Consider the following 16,612-nt stretch of genomic DNA (forward strand, 5'->3'; position numbering starts at 1 on the left):
ATTAATACCCCCGGTCATATGGAATGATATTGACCATCTCTTCACTTTTATCTTTTCTAAAAGAAGTAAGATTATCACAAAAGATTTCAATGGCTCTTTCTTGATATTGTGGAGAAATCCCTGATAAGTGTGGAGTAACCGTTACGTTCTCCATATCCCAAAGCGGGCTTTCTTCTGGTAATGGTTCTTTTTCAAACACATCGAGTACAGAGTGGCTGATCTCCTTTTCTCGCAGTGCTTGAATAAGCTCTTCTTCATTTACTGTCGTCCCTCTGCCAATGTTGATGAATATTGCACTCTCTTTCATGAGGGAAAACGCTCTTTCTCCTACAAATTGATGAGTTTGTTGTGTAGATGGAAGAACATTTACGATAAAATCACTTTCTTCATACAGCTTATTGATTCCTTCTTTATCTACGATTAAGTCCAAGTTTTCAGCAGGATGTCCGCTTCTATTAAAGCCTATTGTTCTCATATTGAACGCTTTTGCAAGCCTCGCTATTTCACAGCCGATTGCACCAGTACCTAGGATACCGAGAGTCTTTCCAGAAATCTCAGTCATCGGGACTTTCCGATCCCATGTATGCTGTTTTTGATTTTCTAAAAGCAGACTCGCCTTGCGTGACACTTGAAGCATCATCGAAATCGTATATTCTGCCATTGGTGTTTTATGGATGCCTCTTGCATTCGTGATGAGAACATCTTGTTTTTCCAGGGCTTCAAAAGGCATTTTATCAAGACCTGCTGAAATGACCATGATCCATCTAAGGGATTTCGCCTCAGCAACCAATTCATCTGTCAAATCTTCTCCGTATGATAGTAGGATTTCGGCTTGTTCAAGATATGCCTTAGCTTCTTTCATGTTGTTGTAAAAGCGGAACTCTTCTTCAGGAAAACGCTTCTTTATCTCGTCTTTTATCTCTTCTCTTAATCTTGCACTTGAAAGAATCATGAGAAACACCTTCTTTTAATGGATTAGAAAAAGCGGGAACGTGCTCCCCGCTTTTTTTAAATTGTTGCTGTTTTGTTTTGAAACGCTTTGTTGTTTTAGATAGTGGTTGATCTCCGTTCCAGGATGCTCGCTTTCCGCGGGGCAGGCGGTGAGCCACATTCGTACGTTTCACTCTTAAGTGTCTCACCTGCCCGCCTGTCCCGCAGGAGTCTCGCACCTTACACTCCAATCATCGATCATAGAAGACAAGATTTGAAAGCAACAATCTTTTGGAAAAGAGTGTTTATTTAAGATTCTCTGGATTAAGTCCTAAAAGTTCTGGCAGAACGAACAAGCCATCTTTTCTGATTAATACATCATCAAAATAGATTTCTCCTCCACCGTACTCTGGGCGCTGAATCAACACCATATCCCAATGGATGCCTGATTCGTTTCCGTTGTATGCATCTTGATAAGCTCTTCCAGGTGTGAAGTGAATGCTTCCGCCGATCTTTTCATCGAATAAAATATCTCCCATTGGATGCTGAATTAACGGATTCACACCAATCGCAAACTCACCAACATAACGAGCGCCTTCATCCGTATTAAAGATTTCGTTTAATTTCTCTGTATTATCAGAAGTGGCTTCAACAATTTTCCCATCTCTAAACGTAAGACTTACATTATTGAAAGTTGTGCCATGGTAAGGACAAGGCGTGTTGTATGTAATGGTTCCATTGACACTATCTTTTACTGGTGCTGTAAACACTTCTCCATCAGGAATGTTGTTCTCACCCGCACACATGACAGCTGGAATTCCTTTAATTGAAAAAGTTAGATCTGTACCTGGAGCCGTGATGCGAACTTTATCCGTACGTTCCATTAAAGCGTGAAGCGGTTTTTGCGCTTCCGCCATCGCCTTATAATCTACGTTGCACACATCAAGTACAAAATCAGTGAACTTTTCTAAGCTCATTTTAGCCATTTGAGCGAGACCTGTTGTAGGATAGTTCAGCAATACCCATTGGCGGTCATTGATGATCAAGTTTTGTACAGGCTTATTCAGCTCTGCTTTCATCTGAAAGATGTCGCTAGGAACTTCAGAGAACTCAGAATCATTATTTTTACATTGAATAGAGATATAAGCATCAATATCTTCCATGCGAGCTAGATCCCATTTCACTTGCGCTTCCGTATGCTCTTTTGTTGAACCCAGCATCAAAGCACGGGAAATCTCTTCGTCAGCAAGCTGTACGTAAGGATAAGCTCCCATCTTGTATGTTTCTTGAACGAGTTCTTTTACAAGCGGCTTGCCAGCTGTAAAAGAGGTAATCAGTACTTTTTGCCCTTTTTCAACCTTAAGTGAATGTGTCAGCAAAGTTCTTGCTAACGTCGTTAAACGTTCATCTCTCATTATGTATACCCCCGACAATATATGTTATAAAATTCGCACTATTTTATTTTATCACTCATAATCCGTTATGCCTATTTATTATGAATGAAAAGCATAGAGTGTTAGCCCCTGCTGCATAATAACAAGCGTGGAGGTGAATCAACACATGAATATTTCACGCGCTCAGCAGATCATTGAATCGGAAAAAGAAATAGAAGTCCTGCACAATGGAACACCAGTATGGCTTCAATCAGTAGACGAAAACAATCAAACAGCAAGAGCTTATACGAGAGAACAGCCAGATAATGAAATGGACATACCAGTAAACGAACTTCAGGAAAGTTAAAAAGCCCCGATTTCTCGAGGGCTTTTTTCTATGACAGGTTTTCTTTTATAAATTCCAGTGCATCTTCTACATGATCCTTCACTTTTACTTTTCGATACTCTTTCACGATATTCCCATCGCCATCGATAATAAAAGTAGAGCGTTCAATGCCCATGTATTCCTTACCAAAGTTCTTCTTCAGCTTCCATACTTCATAAAGCTCTGCAACCTTGTTCTCTTCATCTGCCAATAGAATAAATGGCAAACCATGCTTTTCGATAAATTTATCATGGCGCGCTAAAGGATCTGGACTAACCCCGATAATAACGGTGTTCTGCTTTTCGAAATCAGCATGACGATCTCTGAAGTCACACGCTTGTGTTGTACATCCTGGTGTCATGTCTTTTGGATAAAAATATAAAACGACATTTTTTCCTTTAAAGTCTGATAATTGAACGTCTTGCCCGCTGCTTGCTGGCAATTTGAAGTCTGGTGCTTTACTTCCTGTTTCTATTGTCATTATTTGGCCCTCCTTAATCATTCTTCTTAAAGGGTAGCCTATTTCTTTGTTTTCAAACAACTATTTTGCCATTTTGTTGTGGTGAACAACCGAAGATAGTACAAAGGCGATGGGCAGCAAATATCCGATCAGTGCTTGAAGAGCAGCTATCCACCTTCCTGCCCCGACGGGAACAATGTCTCCATATCCAACCGAAAGTATCGTCGTGCTGCTAAAATAGATGCAAGCTTCTATAAAAGAAAAAAAATCACTTTGATTCAGTTCTAATTTTATGACGGGATATCCCATTAATGATATGAGTGCATATATAAGTCCAAATCCCGAAATGATCGTTCCATATACGATAAACAGAATCAGCAGATGACTCACCGGCATCAGATGTTCTTTTATCCCGGGATGTTTAAAAAGCATCCAAATACTCCGGACAATAAGAGCTGAAGTTGTTATAAGTAAGATTATTAAAACGGCTTTTTCCATTCAGTCCACCTCATTTCATCATATGAAAAGGTTGGATGTAATAGGACAGCCTTATAAGCAAAAAAAGACAACCCGCTTATGCTGGCTGTCTTTCTCTCTTTAAAAAGATTGTTGCTTAAGAGGCATTTTGGTTCGATCCGCTTCCTTGATAAGTTGATTGGAGTGCAAGTGTGAGACTCTCGGCTAGGACAAGCGGTCAGGTGAGAGGCTCACCGCCTGCCCCGCGGAAAGCGAGCATCTGAAACAGAAATCAACCACTTCCAAGGGAGAATTACAAACACCGTCTTCCGCTTTTAAGATTTTGCTTTATTAACAGAGACGACCTCTGTCAGTTCTTTTAACTGAGTTGCCAGTTCACGGACGCGTGTTTGAGCCAGCTCATCCACTAACACATTGCCTTCATCAAAGTTCACCGGATCTGCCACATATTGATCGGGCAGCACGAGACTGTAAACACCACGAAGCACCGTGCGCAAATTGGCAAGTGCATTTATTCCGCCTTTCCCGCCGCCTGCTGCAACAGCAATAGCTGAAGGTTTGTTTTTAAAATGTTTGCCTCCTAAGAAATCTAGAGCATTTTTTAAAGCCCCGCTAATTCCGCTATGATACTCAGGACTCGTTACGAAGAATCCATCTGCTTGCTCAGCATACTCAGCCAGCTTTTTGACGGTATCGTTCTGAGCTGATGATGCATCCCCTGTGAATAGAGGCAATTTATCGATTCCTACATCAAAATATAAAACTTCAACATTCAACTCCCTTAGAACTTCAGCCGCATATTGTGCAATTCCTCTTGTTCTGGATTCTGCTGTTGGGCTCCCTGCTATAACCATGATTTTCATTTATATCTTCCTCATTTCTGCTATGCAATGTAAGTATGTTCATATCTTACAAGATTTCTAAGGATACTTTGTAGCAATTAGGTTTGATTTGTTGAAAATCAGGTCTTAAGTCCAGAAAAATAATCATTGACTTATTACCCATTAGAATGTAAATTATTTGTAATTTTGGAGTTTTAAAAAACTAATTAGGTATTGAACTAATCAAATGAAAAAAATAGCATTATGAGAGGACGATTTAAGTGGCACTTGTATCGATTGATTTTTCTCCTTTTAACGAGATGATAATGAGTCTTCATGTTATTCAAAATCCTGCTCACCACCCTTATCGGCTTGCATGGGCTGAAAAAGCAGAAAAGAAATTACCACAAGATCTTTTACTTTTAGTCAAAGAATGGGGACCGCATTTTTATGACTGGATGTATTTTGTTAACATTCGAAATGAATTTCAATTTTTTGAATCAACAGTTGAAGAAGCCATCGAACGTCTAGCTCTCCTACCAGACCTAACGTTTTCCTATCTCATGCTAGGTGAGAGATATGGCAGCGACTCTTTGTTAAAGTGGAAAAACAACCCTGCATCAGCACCTCTTCATTCAATTGAAAAAGACATACTCTTACATGCTGCGGACTGGAAAAGAAAGTTCTGTGATTTTTTTTATGAATACAACCGTTACTTATTTGCTGAAGAGCTTTTCAGAATTACTCCTTGGATTGCAAGAGCATCTGAAAATTTTAAGAAAGAACTGAATGACTCCAAAATCGAAAGTTTAAACAGCATACATCCAGATGTAACTGTTACTTCTGATTCTATAAAAATTAAGAAGAATGACGTTTACACGTTTTCGTTTGAAGAGTTTCCCAAACTCGTAATTCAGCCATCTACATTTGCTACGCCACACGTCATGCTTTGCTGCAACCAAGATCGTGTCGCTATTGCCCTTCATGTTGCTGTACCCGATTCTGAAAAAAACCATGAACCACCTGAAGACTTAATTACCTTATTAAAGGCACTCAGTGAACCAACAAGACTTAAGATCCTACAAGACTTGCTTCACCATCCATACAGCACAAAACAGCTAGCTCATAAATACAATCTTACTGAAGCTACCGTATCGAATCATTTAAAGCAATTGCTTTCATGCGGTTTAGCCGTTACACAAAGAAAAGGCTACTACGTGTTCTACACCGGTAAACGAGACAGACTAGAATCACTTCGTACAGATGTTGCTCAATTTATGCAGCAGCCTGTTTTAGATGAATATATCTTTATACCTGATCTCACTTGAAAAGGGGAGCTGTTATATGAGGAAGATAATTTTAGATCTTCAACAACTATTTTTACTAAGTATAAGTATTATTCTTATTGCCACAGTTCCTTCTTTCATTGCTGACCAAAACCGCATTAATTTTAGTATTTTGAGATACGTAGAGTCTGTTTTGGAGGTACTTACAACTCTCATAAGACCAGACTCTCTTACTTTGTATATCCATTCTCAAAATATGATATTAGAGCCAATGCCCGTAAATATTTCATACAAATTTGTTAATGAAATCTATGAAAAACCTTTGTTTCCTGAGATTTGGAATATCGTTTTTTATACATTAAGCATGCTGCTGATTAGCTTTGCAGCTGCATTCATCATCGCTGTTTTTCTGGGGTGGATAGCAGAACTGCTTCCGGCTTCATTCAAGACAGCTGCTTTACGAATTAGTGAGATTCTCGAAGCATTTCCGGATTTATTTTTTGTATTTTGCATCCAATTGGCTGTTGTTTGGATTTATAAAAAAACTGGATTCCTTGCAGCAAATCCTTTCACATCTAGCAAAGAACCTTCATTTCTATTACCGGTTATAACACTGAGCATTGTACCGGCTATTTATTTGTTCAGAATGCAGTTAACACTATCGCAAGCTGAAATTGAAAAAGACTATATTACCTTCGCACGTTCAAAGGGACTGGCTAATTCACAAATTGTCTTTCATCATCTTTTAAAAAATACACTTCGAGAACTTTCTATACATCTACCGTATATCATGCTCCTGCTTTTTAGCCATTTGATCATACTAGAATATCTCTTTAACATGAATGGAATTATACAAATTTTGCTTAGTGAGCAGCCAGCGGAAACGAGGGCTATGCTGCTGATGCTTATCGCATTTCCTCTTTTTGCAGCGGTAAAAGGGGTAAGGATGTTTATTAAGAAAGAGAGGATTTCAAATGCTGCGTAAAATAAATGCTTTTTCTTTAGGAACAGTTCTCCTGACTACCATTATCATTATAAGTATTGTTGTTCCAACTCTAATGCCCGAACCGTCTGCCGAGAAATTTCGTTACAATTTTAATCAAAGATCACTCGATATTCCACCGTTCAGTCCATCTGCAGATAATTGGTTCGGTACAGACCGAAATGGCAAAGATTTATTTTATGCGATAGTAGATGGGGCTAAATATACGGTATTTTTCGCTCTTGTTATTACACTTTTAAGAATGCTGCTTTCATTTATTGGTGGACTTATTTTTAAACGTTTGTTTAAAAACAACTGGGTAAGCGGCCTGTTGCAGGGCTTTCATTATGTCCCTCAATCATTAATCATACTGCTTGTTTTATCTCCGCTTCTTTTTTATGAGCTTAGAACACAGTCGGTTCTCAACTTCACAGAAACTTTGGTTATCCAATTGGTTGTTCTTGTTGCAGTAGGCATCTTCCCACTAGCTAAAATAATTGCAGAAATAGCTGACTCATTAACCCAAAATGATTATGTTACTTGCGCAAAACACATGGGATCATCCTCTTTACAAATTACCAAGCGCCATGTTCTGCCACATTTATGGCCTCGACTATTCGTCCTCGCCGGCAGGCAATTTTCGCAAGTCCTTACCTTAATGCTCCACTTGGCTATCTATCATTTATTTATTGGAGGGGTTAAGATTACGTCAGGACAAGAGCATGATCAATTTAACAACTATTCTACTGTTTCGAACGAATGGACTGGGCTAATCAGCATGTATCACCGGGAACTGATGCTTGAACCTTTTATTGTTATGATTCCTGTGGTTGCTTATACCTTGTTAATCTTATGTGTTAATATCATGACTAAAAGCCTTGAAAAAAGATTTGATCAACAAACAATCTATTAAAAAAAGCCGTTCCCCATTTTTGGAGAACGGTTTTCTTTAGTTTCCTGCACCTCTGTACTTTGTTACCCCAACGTTCCATAACGTTACAGCTATTAAGAAAAAGACTAGTCCAACTACAGGTGTTAAAAAGGCATACGTGTACCACTCTTCCCTTTTTAAAAAATAGGAAGAAGGATAAACACCGACGAATGCGAACGGAAGAATCCACGTTAACACGTACTTGATTACTTTGTTGTAAATATCAACAGGATATCTTCCATAGTTTCCGATGTTGTACATCATCGGCATAATGTCAGTTCTTGAGTCTGACCAAAACCCGATTGTTGCCAGGGCGATAAAGATCCCTGCATATACGAGCGCACCGCCAATAACAAGCAGGATAAAAATAAACGGATCATACCAGCTGAGCTCTAAACCTAGCTTATCGCCCGCATAAAACATAACCACTAATCCTGTTATCACACCAAAAAGCGATTCCAGTTCCATTCGTTCTAACACGATCTGGAACAAGCTGTGAACCGGCCTAGTAAGTATACGGTCCATCTCACCTTTAACAATATATCTATCCGTGAAATCCCAAATATTAAAGAAAGAGGCAAAGATCGAAAATGGTACAAGGAAAAATCCATAAATAAAGATCATCTCATCCTTGCTCCAGCCCGCAAGAAGACTCGTATGTCCGAAAACAACAAGGATAAACACGAGATTAACTGCTTGGAACAACAGATCCGAAAAAATCTCTACCACCATGTCCGCGCGATAAGTCAGTCTTGTTTTTAAATATTGTGCAACGTACTGAAAAAAGATCGAAATATAGTCCATCTGCTTCTAACCCCCTTGAACCACAAGCTGCCGCTTCGCTAAAATCCATAACCCATACACAGGTATGATAAGAAGCAGTGACCAAACAGCTTGATTAATCAGGGCTTCATATATTTGCGACCCTTTAAATCCTTCTGTAAAAATCATGCTTGGTATATAGCTGATTCCTTGAAACGGCAAGTAGCTCATCACGTTCTGTGCCCACATCGGATAAAAGCTTAACGGCAGGATAAGTCCAGAAAAGAGGTCAATCACTACACGTTTTGCACGAATCAGACCATCATTATTAAATAAGAAGAAAGTGGCGATTCCGGCAAGCAAGTTAATTTGCGTATTAATGATAAAACTAAAAATAATCGACAGGAAAAAGAATAACCATGTACTCATGTTCGTTGACAATTCCACTGGGAACACGAGAGCTACGATTACCATTCCAGGGACTGAGAAGAATAAAAGTCTGAAGATCCCCTCTCCCAGACCTTGCATCATCTTCATATTTAAATAGGGATAAGGTCGAACCATCTCGACTGCTACTTTTCCTTCTTTAATCTCCATCGCAATTTCTCGGTCGATATTATTAAAGTAGAACGCACGCGCCATCCACGCAACTGCAATATACGTTGTCATCTGTGTGATGGACAGACCTTGAATGTTCTCTTTCCCGCCATAGATGGCACTCCATAAAAAGTAATACGCACCAATATTGATGCTGTAAATTAAAATTCCGCTGTAGTAGTTTGTCCGGTATGCAAGCATCATTAAAAAGCGGATGCGAATCATCTCGATATACTTACCCATGACGAACAGCACCTTCAACATAAATATTTCGAATAATCTCTTCTGTCGAGATCTCGAGAATCTTTAAGTCCGCAATCTTTTTAGAAGCCGTCACTTTACCTATTACTCCTGAGATCACCGTCTCATCGCTATCAACTGAGGCTACCCAAACGAGATCGCTCTCTCCTTTTTCCCAAACAACTAGATGTTCTTGTGTGAGTAGCTGTAATTCTTCCAATGTTGTTTCTTCACTGAACTGAAACTGAATCTGCTTTCCTTCTGCCCAGTTTTCACGAAGCTCTTTTAACGGCCCATCATAAATGATTTTGCCTTCATCGAGCATTACTACCCGCTCACAAAGCGCTTCAATATCGGAAAGGTCGTGTGTCGTTAGCAGAATCGTCGTACCGTACTTTTCATTAATTCTTTTTAGAAACTCACGAATCTTAAGTTTAACAAGAACATCGAGTCCGATCGTTGGCTCATCCAAGAAAAGAAGCGGTGGATTATGAATGAGAGCTGCAGCTAATTCACAGCGCATTCTTTGCCCGAGTGATAGCTTTCGTACTGGCTTGTCGAGCAACGGCCCGATATCAAGCGTTTCAATGACATCCTTCATATGCTCTTCGTACTGCTGATCTGGAACATTGTATATCTTCTTTAACAGCCTGAACGACTCCTGAACGGCGATATCCCACCAGAGCTGTGATCTTTGGCCGAAAACAACACCAATCGTTTTCACGAACTTCTCCCGCTCTTTATGGGGATTCATGCCATTCACGACAATCTTCCCATCAGTCGGTGTAAGAATGCCCGTCAACATTTTAATAGATGTAGATTTACCAGCACCGTTCTCTCCGATATAACCGACCATCTCTCCCTTTTTAATCGTAAAAGAGATATCATCTACAGCTGTTTTAATCGTATAGTTTCGTGTAAAAAGATCACGAAACGCCCCCTTCAAACCAGAACGGCTCGAAAAGGACTTAAACTCTTTCCTTAAACCCTGTACATCTATAATGTTCTGCATAAAAATGCCTCCGTAATTTTTTTCGCTGTCTCTGTTTGAATGTGCTGATTTCCGTTCCAGGTGCTTCGCTTTCCGCGGGGCAGGCGGCGAGCCACATTCGTAACGTTTCACTTTTAAGTGTCTCACCTGACCGCTTGTCCCGCAGGAGTCTCGCACCTTGCGCTCCAATCAACTAGTCATTGAAGAAAATGAACAGACCCAAAAGCAACAATCTTTTAGAAAAGAGCTTTAACAAATACCAACTCATTTGACTGTTAAGCTCCCAATTTTGCTAATGCAAAATATGGAGTTTCCGTAATAGAAACTCAAGCACTCGATAAGTTTACTCTAATCGTCTTCCTAAACTCAAATAGTTGAGACTATTATGCAGAGTTTTCCATCCCTGTTTATGATGATTATTCATGCTACAATACTTATTGAACTTAATAGATATCGTTTACAGGAGGTATATATAGATATGAATCACACAAAATCTGAAGCTTTATATGATGAAGCACTTCTACATATTGTCGGCGGGGTTAACAGCCCATCCAGATCCTTTAAAGCAGTTGGCGGCGGCGCACCCGTTTTTATGGAGCGCGCACAAGGTGCTTATTTTTGGGATGAGGACGGCAACCGTTACATTGATTATCTTGCTGCATATGGTCCTATTATTACCGGACATGCTCATCCTCATATCACAAAGGCGATCGTTAAAGCGGCTGAAAACGGCGTACTATACGGAACTCCTACTTCCCTTGAAGTGAAGTTCGCTAAAATGCTGAAAGAAGCTATGCCTGCTATGGATAAAGTCCGATTCGTAAACTCTGGAACAGAAGCGGTAATGACCACCATCCGTGTTGCGCGTGCGTATACTGGGCGCGATAAAATTATCAAGTTCGCAGGCTGTTATCACGGCCATTCTGATCTAGTACTAGTTGCCGCTGGATCCGGCCCATCTACACTTGGAACTCCAGACTCAGCAGGTGTACCAAAATCAATTGCTCAAGAAGTGATTACCGTTCCGTTCAACGATGTTGAAGCCTACCGTGCCGCAATGGAAAAATGGGGTGACCAAATTGCTGCTGTTTTAGTTGAGCCGATCGTCGGGAATTTTGGAATTGTGGAACCGAAAGAAGGATTCTTACAAGCAGTTAACGATATTACCCACGAGCATGGCGCACTTGTCATTTATGATGAAGTGATTACTGCATTCCGTTTTATGTATGGTGGTGCTCAAGATTTACTCGGTGTGAAACCAGACATGACAGCACTCGGGAAAATTATCGGTGGTGGCCTTCCGATTGGAGCATACGGCGGTAAAAAAGAAATCATGGAAAAAGTGGCACCGCTCGGACCTGCTTATCAAGCAGGAACAATGGCTGGAAATCCGGCATCGATCTCAGCTGGAATCGCATGTTTAGAAGTTCTTCAACAAGAAGGTGTTTACGAAGAAATGGACCGCTTAGGCGCGATTTTGGAAAAAGGATTGCTAGAACAGGCTGCGAAATATAACGTATCTGTTACCATCAACCGTTTGAAAGGCGCATTGACCCTCTATTTTACTGATGAAACAATTGAGAACTATGTTCAGGCAGAAGCGACAGACGGAGAGATTTTCGGCAGGTACTTCAAACATATGCTTAACGAAGGTATCAACCTGGCTCCTTCTAAATATGAAGCGATGTTCTTAACAACAGCACATACAGAGGAAGACGTTCTTGCTACGATTGAAGCAGCAGGAAAAGCATTCAGCCGTCTTTAAGTTTTGAAAGAATCCGTCATCGTACGGATTCTTTTTTTGCTTTAAGGGAAAACCTGTAATAATAGAGCTTTATTTTTCATACGGTATGTAAGTCTGTAACTTTCACAATGTGTTAACACACTTTCACTTGATTAAACATTAGAAACAGTTTATAGTGTTTGAGATTATTAACATTTTTTATGAGAAAGGAATTATCGCAGTTATGAAATTAGGAGCCCGAATGATCAAAACGGGTTTAGCCATATCTTTATCGATATACCTAGCGATGCTGTTTCAATTGGATCAGCCCGTCTATGCAGCCATTGCTGCAACATTTGCGATTCAGCCATCCATCTACAGGTCTTATCAAACCATTCTAGAACAAGTTCAAGGTAACCTCGTTGGTGCCATATTTGCCATTATTTTTGTTTTATTATTAGGCAACAACCCTTTTGTTATCGGATTCGTTGTTGTACTCGTTATTGCAGCGAACTTAAAAATGAAGATTGAAAAAACCATTCCGTTATCAATCGTTACCGTGATCGTAATCATGGAAAGCCATACGGAAAACTTTATCGGTTTTGCGATTGATCGCTTTTTGCTCATTATGCTTGGTGTCCTATCAGCATTCTTAGTGAACCTGGTATTTATGCCACCTAAATATGAAACAAAATTGTATTATAAAATCTCAGATCATACCGACGAGATCATAAAATGGATCCGCATGATCACCCGGCATGCTTCAGAACATATTGCCATCAAAGAGGATCTCACTCATTTAAAGGAAAACCGTTTTAAAATGGATCAGTATTATCTACTGTACAAAGAGGAACGTACGTATTTTAGAAGCAACAAGTATTCGAAGACACGCAAGCTTGTTCTGTACAGACAGATGATTCAAACAACAAACAAAGCACTAGAACTGTTGAAGAGTCTTCACCGTCATGAAAACGAATTGCACAATATGCCCGAACCTCTTCAAGAATTGATTCAAATCAAGCTTGATGGATTAACGAACTTCCATGAACAGCTGCTGTTAAAGTATACAGATAAAATTCGGGCACAGCATACGTATGATATGGATGACGCCATCAATAAGAAAGCCCTCATGAAATGCATCATGAGCTATTACAAAAACCCGGAGAACGAAGAGTGGATTGAACTGTTCCCGGTATTTGCATTAATTATTGATTACGCTGATCAGCTTGAGCACCTGAACACCTTGGTGGAAAGCTTTAAAAATTACCACCAGGACGACAGCGAAGTACAGCTGGATCAGCGATTGGAAGATTAGATGAATATGGATTGATCGTTGAGCCAGTCCTTTTTATAGGGCTGGCTTTTTGTTTGTGTTATGTACTGGGAGGCCCGGATCAAGCATGCGGTAATGCTGTAGAATATAGACTCGCGGGAATACGTTAAAAACTCGCGGGATTTTGGAAAAAACTCGCGGAATTAACCTCATTTCTCGCGGGATTATAGATGAAATTTCAGGGATTATTTAGATTTATGCTTTAAATAAAGAATATTAGGATTTGCACATATTCTTAAAGTGCAACAAACTAATGTTGTAAAATATTGTGAAGAATGAAAGGAGCGTTTTTTATTAAAAATGCTTTAAAAACCCCACCTATTGTAACCAAATTATCCAAATTAATTAGAAGAATTCCACAAAATCATATTAAGCAAAAGTTACTTCAAGAACAATTACGAAATTACTCCTCTGGCCACACCGGTGAAAAATCATTAGACTATTTTTATCGCTACTTACCAAAAACCAACATGAATTTACTCCACGGAATCCGAATTCTCCATGACCATTATTACTTTCAAATGGATACTTTAATTTTGACTCCAAACTTCATTACAATTTTAGAAATAAAAAACTTAGCCGGACACTTATACTTTGACGATAAATTTTCACAGCTTATCAGAACATATAATGGACAAAAAGAAGCCTTCTCTAATCCAATTGAACAGGTTAAACGCCAAAGTTATCACCTAAAAGAAATTCTTCTTCAACAAAAATATTCTCCTATCCCCATTGAATCACTCGTTGTTATGACTCATCCACATGCAATCATCGAAGCTTCTCCTACATATAAAGAAACTTATGAAAAAGTAATTAAGAGCACAAGCCTTCAACAAAAATTCCATGAGTTCAGTCAAAAGCACCCTCAAACTATTTTTTTACCGAAACAAATTAAAAAACTATCTAAGTTTTTTATAAAAGTAAATTCATCATTTGATCCAGATATATGTGAATTTTTTCAAATCGATAAAAAAGACTTATTAACTGGTGTGCTATGTCCGTTATGTGATCAATCTATTATGAATTATAAAAGGGGAACTTGGCATTGTCTCCCCTGTAATTACTCTTCAAAAACTGCCCATATTAAAGCTCTGCAGGATTATGCTTATTTATTTTCTACTCAAATATCTAACCGAGATTGTATGAAATATTTACACTTAAAAACTAGTGACCAAACTAACCATCTGCTTCGATCTCTTAAGCTCCCTACAACAGGTTCCACAAAATCTCGCAAATACAACCTAGAACCCCTCCTAGAAAAAACCACATAAAAAAAGAAGCCTGGCCAATGCCAAGCCTCCTCTCTAATCCATCATACTAGCTCTTCATTCTTGGATCGAGTGCATCACGCAAACCGTCACCCATCAGGTTAAATCCGAGTACCGTTAACATGATCGCAAGACCAGGGAAAAGAACTGTCCATGGTGCTTGAATAATAAAATCTTTTGAATCTGCGAGCATTTTCCCCCACTCAGGAGTTGGCGGCTGAGCTCCCATTCCTAAGAATCCAAGCGCAGCTGCTTCAATTATTGCCGTTGCGATGGCAAGCGTGCCTTGAACAATAATTGGAGCTAAACTGTTCGGCAGAATGTGATGAATCAGAATTCTAAAATCACTCATACCGATCGCTCGCGCTGCTGTTATATATTCCTCTTCTTTTACACTAAGCACTCTGGAGCGCAACAAGCGTCCGAACGTCGGAATGTTAATAATAGCAATCGCGATCAAAGCGTTTTTCAGTGATGGTCCAAGTACAGAAACTACTGCGATAGCAAGCAGGATACTCGGGAACGCTAGCAAAATATCAAAAATTCTAGATATGATGCCGTCAATCCATTTTCCATAATAACCTGCCACAATTCCAAGCAAGGAACCTATGATTACGGATCCGGCTACCGAGAAGAAACCTACCCATAAGGAGATACGGGCTCCGTGGATCACGCGGCTTAAGATATCACGGCCAAATTCGTCTGTCCCGAACCAATGTTCAGCAGATGGCGCAATATGTTTATCCTTTAGTTCAACATCACTATAGTTATAAGGTGCTAGCAGATCGGCAAATATCGCCACCACGATGAACAAGGATACGATGGATAATCCAACAAGAGCGATTTTATTCTTTTTAAAGCTTCTCCATGCATCTTTCCAAGGAGAGATTACTTTGTCTTCCACAGGTTCCACAGGCATATGCTGTGGCTGCGGGACTACGGGAGGTGTTGATCTTGATAGTTCTGACATTCTCTAATCCCTCCTACTTGAATTTAATTCTCGGGTCAATTGCTGCATACAGCAAATCAACGAGTAGATTAATTAATACAAAGATTGTAGCGACAACTAGGATTCCTGATTGGATAACAGGATAATCACGATACGAGATGGCATCGTAAATATATGTCCCAATCCCTGGCCATCCGAAAATCGTTTCCGTCAGGATCGCTCCGCCCAAAAGCAGTCCTGTCTGCAGTCCGATGACAGTCACTACTGGAATTAGAGCATTTTTCAATGAATGCTTGTACACTACCCAGAACATTTTCATCCCTTTAGCACGAGCTGTACGAATATAATCTGAACGCATTACTTCAAGCATGCTTGATCGTGTCATACGTGCAATTATCGCCATCGGAATCGTACCAAGTGCAACACCCGGCAAGATAAGATGCTTAACCACTTCACCGAACTGATCCATTCTTCCTTGAATCAATGTATCAATTAAATACAAGTGTGTGATCGGATCCACCGGAACACGAATGTTGTCACGGCCAGTTGTTGGCAATAGATCAAAATGGATAGAAAATACATATTGCTCCATCAAGCCAAGCCAGAAGATCGGCATGGATACACCAATTAGTGCAAGAACCATCGCTGTATAGTCAAACCAAGAATTTTGGAACCAAGCAGAAATGATCCCTGCATTAACACCAATTACAATGGCAATGACCATCGCTACAAAAGCCAGTTCAATCGTTGCAGCTAAATACGGCCAGATCTCCTCCGAGATCGCAACATTTGTTTTAAGAGAAACACCTAGATCTCCTGTAAAAAGACCTGTTAAATAATCTATAAATTGCGTGTACCAAGGTTGGTCTAACCCAAGTCGCTTCGTTAAAGATGCAACGGCTTCTTTTGTGGCCTGTTGCCCTAATATTAATTGTGCTGGATTACCCGGGATAGCACGAATCATCATGAACACGATAAATGTCATTCCAAGCAATACAGGAACGAGCGTTGCTAACCGTCTGATCGTATAGGCAAACATAGGGTCACCTCTTTCTTAAGAAGAATTACAAGTATGTTAGGTTACGAGTTGTTTTCCAAAAAAAG

18 protein-coding genes are annotated in these 16,612 nt (G+C 39.7%); 7 read left to right on the plus strand and 11 right to left on the minus strand.

What is annotated here, in order from left to right; translation table 11 throughout:
* Position 1: 1 nt before the first annotated feature.
* From QUF49_RS18110 to QUF49_RS18120, 3 genes are all read right to left on the minus strand, one after another.
* A complete protein-coding gene (locus QUF49_RS18110; protein WP_289497065.1) occupies positions 2–952 on the minus strand; it encodes a D-2-hydroxyacid dehydrogenase in 951 nt (316 codons plus the stop codon).
* Positions 888–1,169 carry a hypothetical protein gene (locus QUF49_RS18115; protein ID WP_289497066.1) on the minus strand — a complete coding sequence of 94 codons (282 nt, stop codon included), beginning with the start codon at positions 1,167–1,169 and terminating at the stop codon, positions 888–890. Before QUF49_RS18115 ends, QUF49_RS18110 begins: the two co-directional genes overlap by 65 nt.
* 66 nt (positions 1,170–1,235) lie before the next feature.
* Positions 1,236–2,345 carry an aminopeptidase gene (locus QUF49_RS18120; RefSeq protein ID WP_289497068.1) on the minus strand — a complete coding sequence of 370 codons (1,110 nt, stop codon included), beginning with the start codon at positions 2,343–2,345 and terminating at the stop codon, positions 1,236–1,238.
* A 145-nt stretch (positions 2,346–2,490) separates the two neighbouring features.
* Between QUF49_RS18120 and QUF49_RS18125 the strand changes: the two genes are divergently transcribed.
* Positions 2,491–2,670, plus strand: coding sequence for an H-type small acid-soluble spore protein (locus QUF49_RS18125; protein WP_289497070.1), 180 nt, complete (start codon positions 2,491–2,493; stop codon positions 2,668–2,670).
* A gap of 28 nt (positions 2,671–2,698) precedes the next feature.
* Here the strand turns inward: QUF49_RS18125 and bcp are convergent, their stop codons facing one another.
* The 3 genes from bcp to QUF49_RS18140 all read right to left on the minus strand — a co-directional run bounded on the left by bcp (position 2,699) and on the right by QUF49_RS18140 (position 4,488).
* A complete protein-coding gene (gene bcp, locus QUF49_RS18130; RefSeq protein WP_289497071.1) occupies positions 2,699–3,169 on the minus strand; it encodes a thioredoxin-dependent thiol peroxidase in 471 nt (156 codons plus the stop codon).
* 60 nt (positions 3,170–3,229) lie between these two features.
* Positions 3,230–3,580 (minus strand): potassium channel family protein, encoded by a 351-nt coding sequence (locus tag QUF49_RS18135; RefSeq protein ID WP_289497073.1) that lies wholly within the window; start codon positions 3,578–3,580, stop codon positions 3,230–3,232.
* 359 nt (positions 3,581–3,939) lie between these two features.
* Positions 3,940–4,488 carry an NADPH-dependent FMN reductase gene (locus tag QUF49_RS18140; RefSeq protein WP_289497074.1) on the minus strand — a complete coding sequence of 183 codons (549 nt, stop codon included), beginning with the start codon at positions 4,486–4,488 and terminating at the stop codon, positions 3,940–3,942.
* A 239-nt stretch (positions 4,489–4,727) separates the two neighbouring features.
* On the opposite strand from QUF49_RS18140, the gene QUF49_RS18145 reads away from it, so the two are divergent.
* From QUF49_RS18145 to QUF49_RS18155, 3 genes are read left to right on the plus strand one after another with little or no spacing between them, the layout of a single operon-like run.
* Positions 4,728–5,774: an ArsR/SmtB family transcription factor gene (locus tag QUF49_RS18145; protein ID WP_289497075.1), complete on the plus strand. Its 1,047-nt coding sequence runs from the start codon at positions 4,728–4,730 to the stop codon at positions 5,772–5,774.
* A gap of 16 nt (positions 5,775–5,790) precedes the next feature.
* Positions 5,791–6,717: an ABC transporter permease subunit gene (locus tag QUF49_RS18150; RefSeq protein WP_289497076.1), complete on the plus strand. Its 927-nt coding sequence runs from the start codon at positions 5,791–5,793 to the stop codon at positions 6,715–6,717.
* Positions 6,707–7,627, plus strand: a complete 921-nt coding sequence (locus QUF49_RS18155; protein ID WP_289497078.1) for an ABC transporter permease — start codon at positions 6,707–6,709, stop codon at positions 7,625–7,627. The genes QUF49_RS18150 and QUF49_RS18155 overlap by 11 nt, the downstream gene beginning before the upstream one ends.
* A gap of 36 nt (positions 7,628–7,663) precedes the next feature.
* Here QUF49_RS18155 and QUF49_RS18160 read toward each other — a convergent pair whose 3' ends face one another.
* From QUF49_RS18160 to QUF49_RS18170, 3 genes are read right to left on the minus strand one after another with little or no spacing between them, the layout of a single operon-like run.
* A complete protein-coding gene (locus tag QUF49_RS18160) occupies positions 7,664–8,449 on the minus strand; it encodes an ABC transporter permease (protein WP_289497080.1) in 786 nt (261 codons plus the stop codon).
* A 6-nt stretch (positions 8,450–8,455) separates the two neighbouring features.
* Positions 8,456–9,247 (minus strand): ABC transporter permease, encoded by a 792-nt coding sequence (locus QUF49_RS18165; protein ID WP_066246047.1) that lies wholly within the window; start codon positions 9,245–9,247, stop codon positions 8,456–8,458.
* Complete coding sequence (locus QUF49_RS18170; protein ID WP_289497697.1) at positions 9,240–10,256, minus strand: ABC transporter ATP-binding protein; 1,017 nt, start codon at positions 10,254–10,256, stop codon at positions 9,240–9,242. The genes QUF49_RS18165 and QUF49_RS18170 overlap by 8 nt, the downstream gene beginning before the upstream one ends.
* Before the next feature lie 457 nt (positions 10,257–10,713).
* On the opposite strand from QUF49_RS18170, the gene QUF49_RS18175 reads away from it, so the two are divergent.
* The 3 genes from QUF49_RS18175 (at position 10,714) to QUF49_RS18185 (ending at position 14,562) form a co-directional block, all read left to right on the plus strand.
* Positions 10,714–12,000, plus strand: a complete 1,287-nt coding sequence (locus QUF49_RS18175; protein ID WP_289497081.1) for a glutamate-1-semialdehyde 2,1-aminomutase — start codon at positions 10,714–10,716, stop codon at positions 11,998–12,000.
* A 202-nt stretch (positions 12,001–12,202) separates the two neighbouring features.
* Complete coding sequence (locus QUF49_RS18180) at positions 12,203–13,273, plus strand: FUSC family protein (protein WP_289497083.1); 1,071 nt, start codon at positions 12,203–12,205, stop codon at positions 13,271–13,273.
* A 293-nt stretch (positions 13,274–13,566) separates the two neighbouring features.
* Positions 13,567–14,562, plus strand: coding sequence for a nuclease-related domain-containing protein (locus QUF49_RS18185; protein ID WP_289497085.1), 996 nt, complete (start codon positions 13,567–13,569; stop codon positions 14,560–14,562).
* A 46-nt stretch (positions 14,563–14,608) separates the two neighbouring features.
* On the opposite strand, the gene QUF49_RS18190 is transcribed toward QUF49_RS18185, so the two are convergent.
* Both QUF49_RS18190 and QUF49_RS18195 read right to left on the minus strand, forming a co-directional pair.
* Positions 14,609–15,529 (minus strand): ABC transporter permease, encoded by a 921-nt coding sequence (locus QUF49_RS18190; RefSeq protein WP_289497086.1) that lies wholly within the window; start codon positions 15,527–15,529, stop codon positions 14,609–14,611.
* Between the two features lie 13 nt (positions 15,530–15,542).
* Positions 15,543–16,547: an ABC transporter permease gene (locus QUF49_RS18195; RefSeq protein WP_289497087.1), complete on the minus strand. Its 1,005-nt coding sequence runs from the start codon at positions 16,545–16,547 to the stop codon at positions 15,543–15,545.
* Between the last annotated feature and the right edge of the window lie 65 nt (positions 16,548–16,612).

Source organism: Fictibacillus sp. b24, from assembly GCF_030348825.1.
GTDB lineage: Bacteria > Bacillota > Bacilli > Bacillales > Fictibacillaceae > Fictibacillus.

Coding starts and splice junctions, on each gene's coding strand:
- QUF49_RS18110 (WP_289497065.1), bottom strand. CDS start 952: ATGATTCTTTCAAGTGCAAGATTAAGAGAAGAGATAAAAGACGAGATA.
- QUF49_RS18135 (WP_289497073.1), bottom strand. CDS start 3,580: ATGCTTTTTAAACATCCCGGGATAAAAGAACATCTGATGCCGGTGAGT.
- QUF49_RS18160 (WP_289497080.1), bottom strand. CDS start 8,449: ATGGACTATATTTCGATCTTTTTTCAGTACGTTGCACAATATTTAAAA.
- QUF49_RS18170 (WP_289497697.1), bottom strand. CDS start 10,256: ATGCAGAACATTATAGATGTACAGGGTTTAAGGAAAGAGTTTAAGTCC.
- bcp (WP_289497071.1), bottom strand. CDS start 3,169: ATGACAATAGAAACAGGAAGTAAAGCACCAGACTTCAAATTGCCAGCA.
- QUF49_RS18195 (WP_289497087.1), bottom strand. CDS start 16,547: ATGTTTGCCTATACGATCAGACGGTTAGCAACGCTCGTTCCTGTATTG.
- QUF49_RS18120 (WP_289497068.1), bottom strand. CDS start 2,345: ATGAGAGATGAACGTTTAACGACGTTAGCAAGAACTTTGCTGACACAT.
- QUF49_RS18175 (WP_289497081.1), top strand. CDS start 10,714: ATGAATCACACAAAATCTGAAGCTTTATATGATGAAGCACTTCTACAT.
- QUF49_RS18140 (WP_289497074.1), bottom strand. CDS start 4,488: ATGAAAATCATGGTTATAGCAGGGAGCCCAACAGCAGAATCCAGAACA.
- QUF49_RS18125 (WP_289497070.1), top strand. CDS start 2,491: ATGAATATTTCACGCGCTCAGCAGATCATTGAATCGGAAAAAGAAATA.
- QUF49_RS18190 (WP_289497086.1), bottom strand. CDS start 15,529: ATGTCAGAACTATCAAGATCAACACCTCCCGTAGTCCCGCAGCCACAG.
- QUF49_RS18180 (WP_289497083.1), top strand. CDS start 12,203: ATGAAATTAGGAGCCCGAATGATCAAAACGGGTTTAGCCATATCTTTA.
- QUF49_RS18155 (WP_289497078.1), top strand. CDS start 6,707: ATGCTGCGTAAAATAAATGCTTTTTCTTTAGGAACAGTTCTCCTGACT.
- QUF49_RS18185 (WP_289497085.1), top strand. CDS start 13,567: ATGAAAGGAGCGTTTTTTATTAAAAATGCTTTAAAAACCCCACCTATT.
- QUF49_RS18165 (WP_066246047.1), bottom strand. CDS start 9,247: ATGGGTAAGTATATCGAGATGATTCGCATCCGCTTTTTAATGATGCTT.
- QUF49_RS18150 (WP_289497076.1), top strand. CDS start 5,791: ATGAGGAAGATAATTTTAGATCTTCAACAACTATTTTTACTAAGTATA.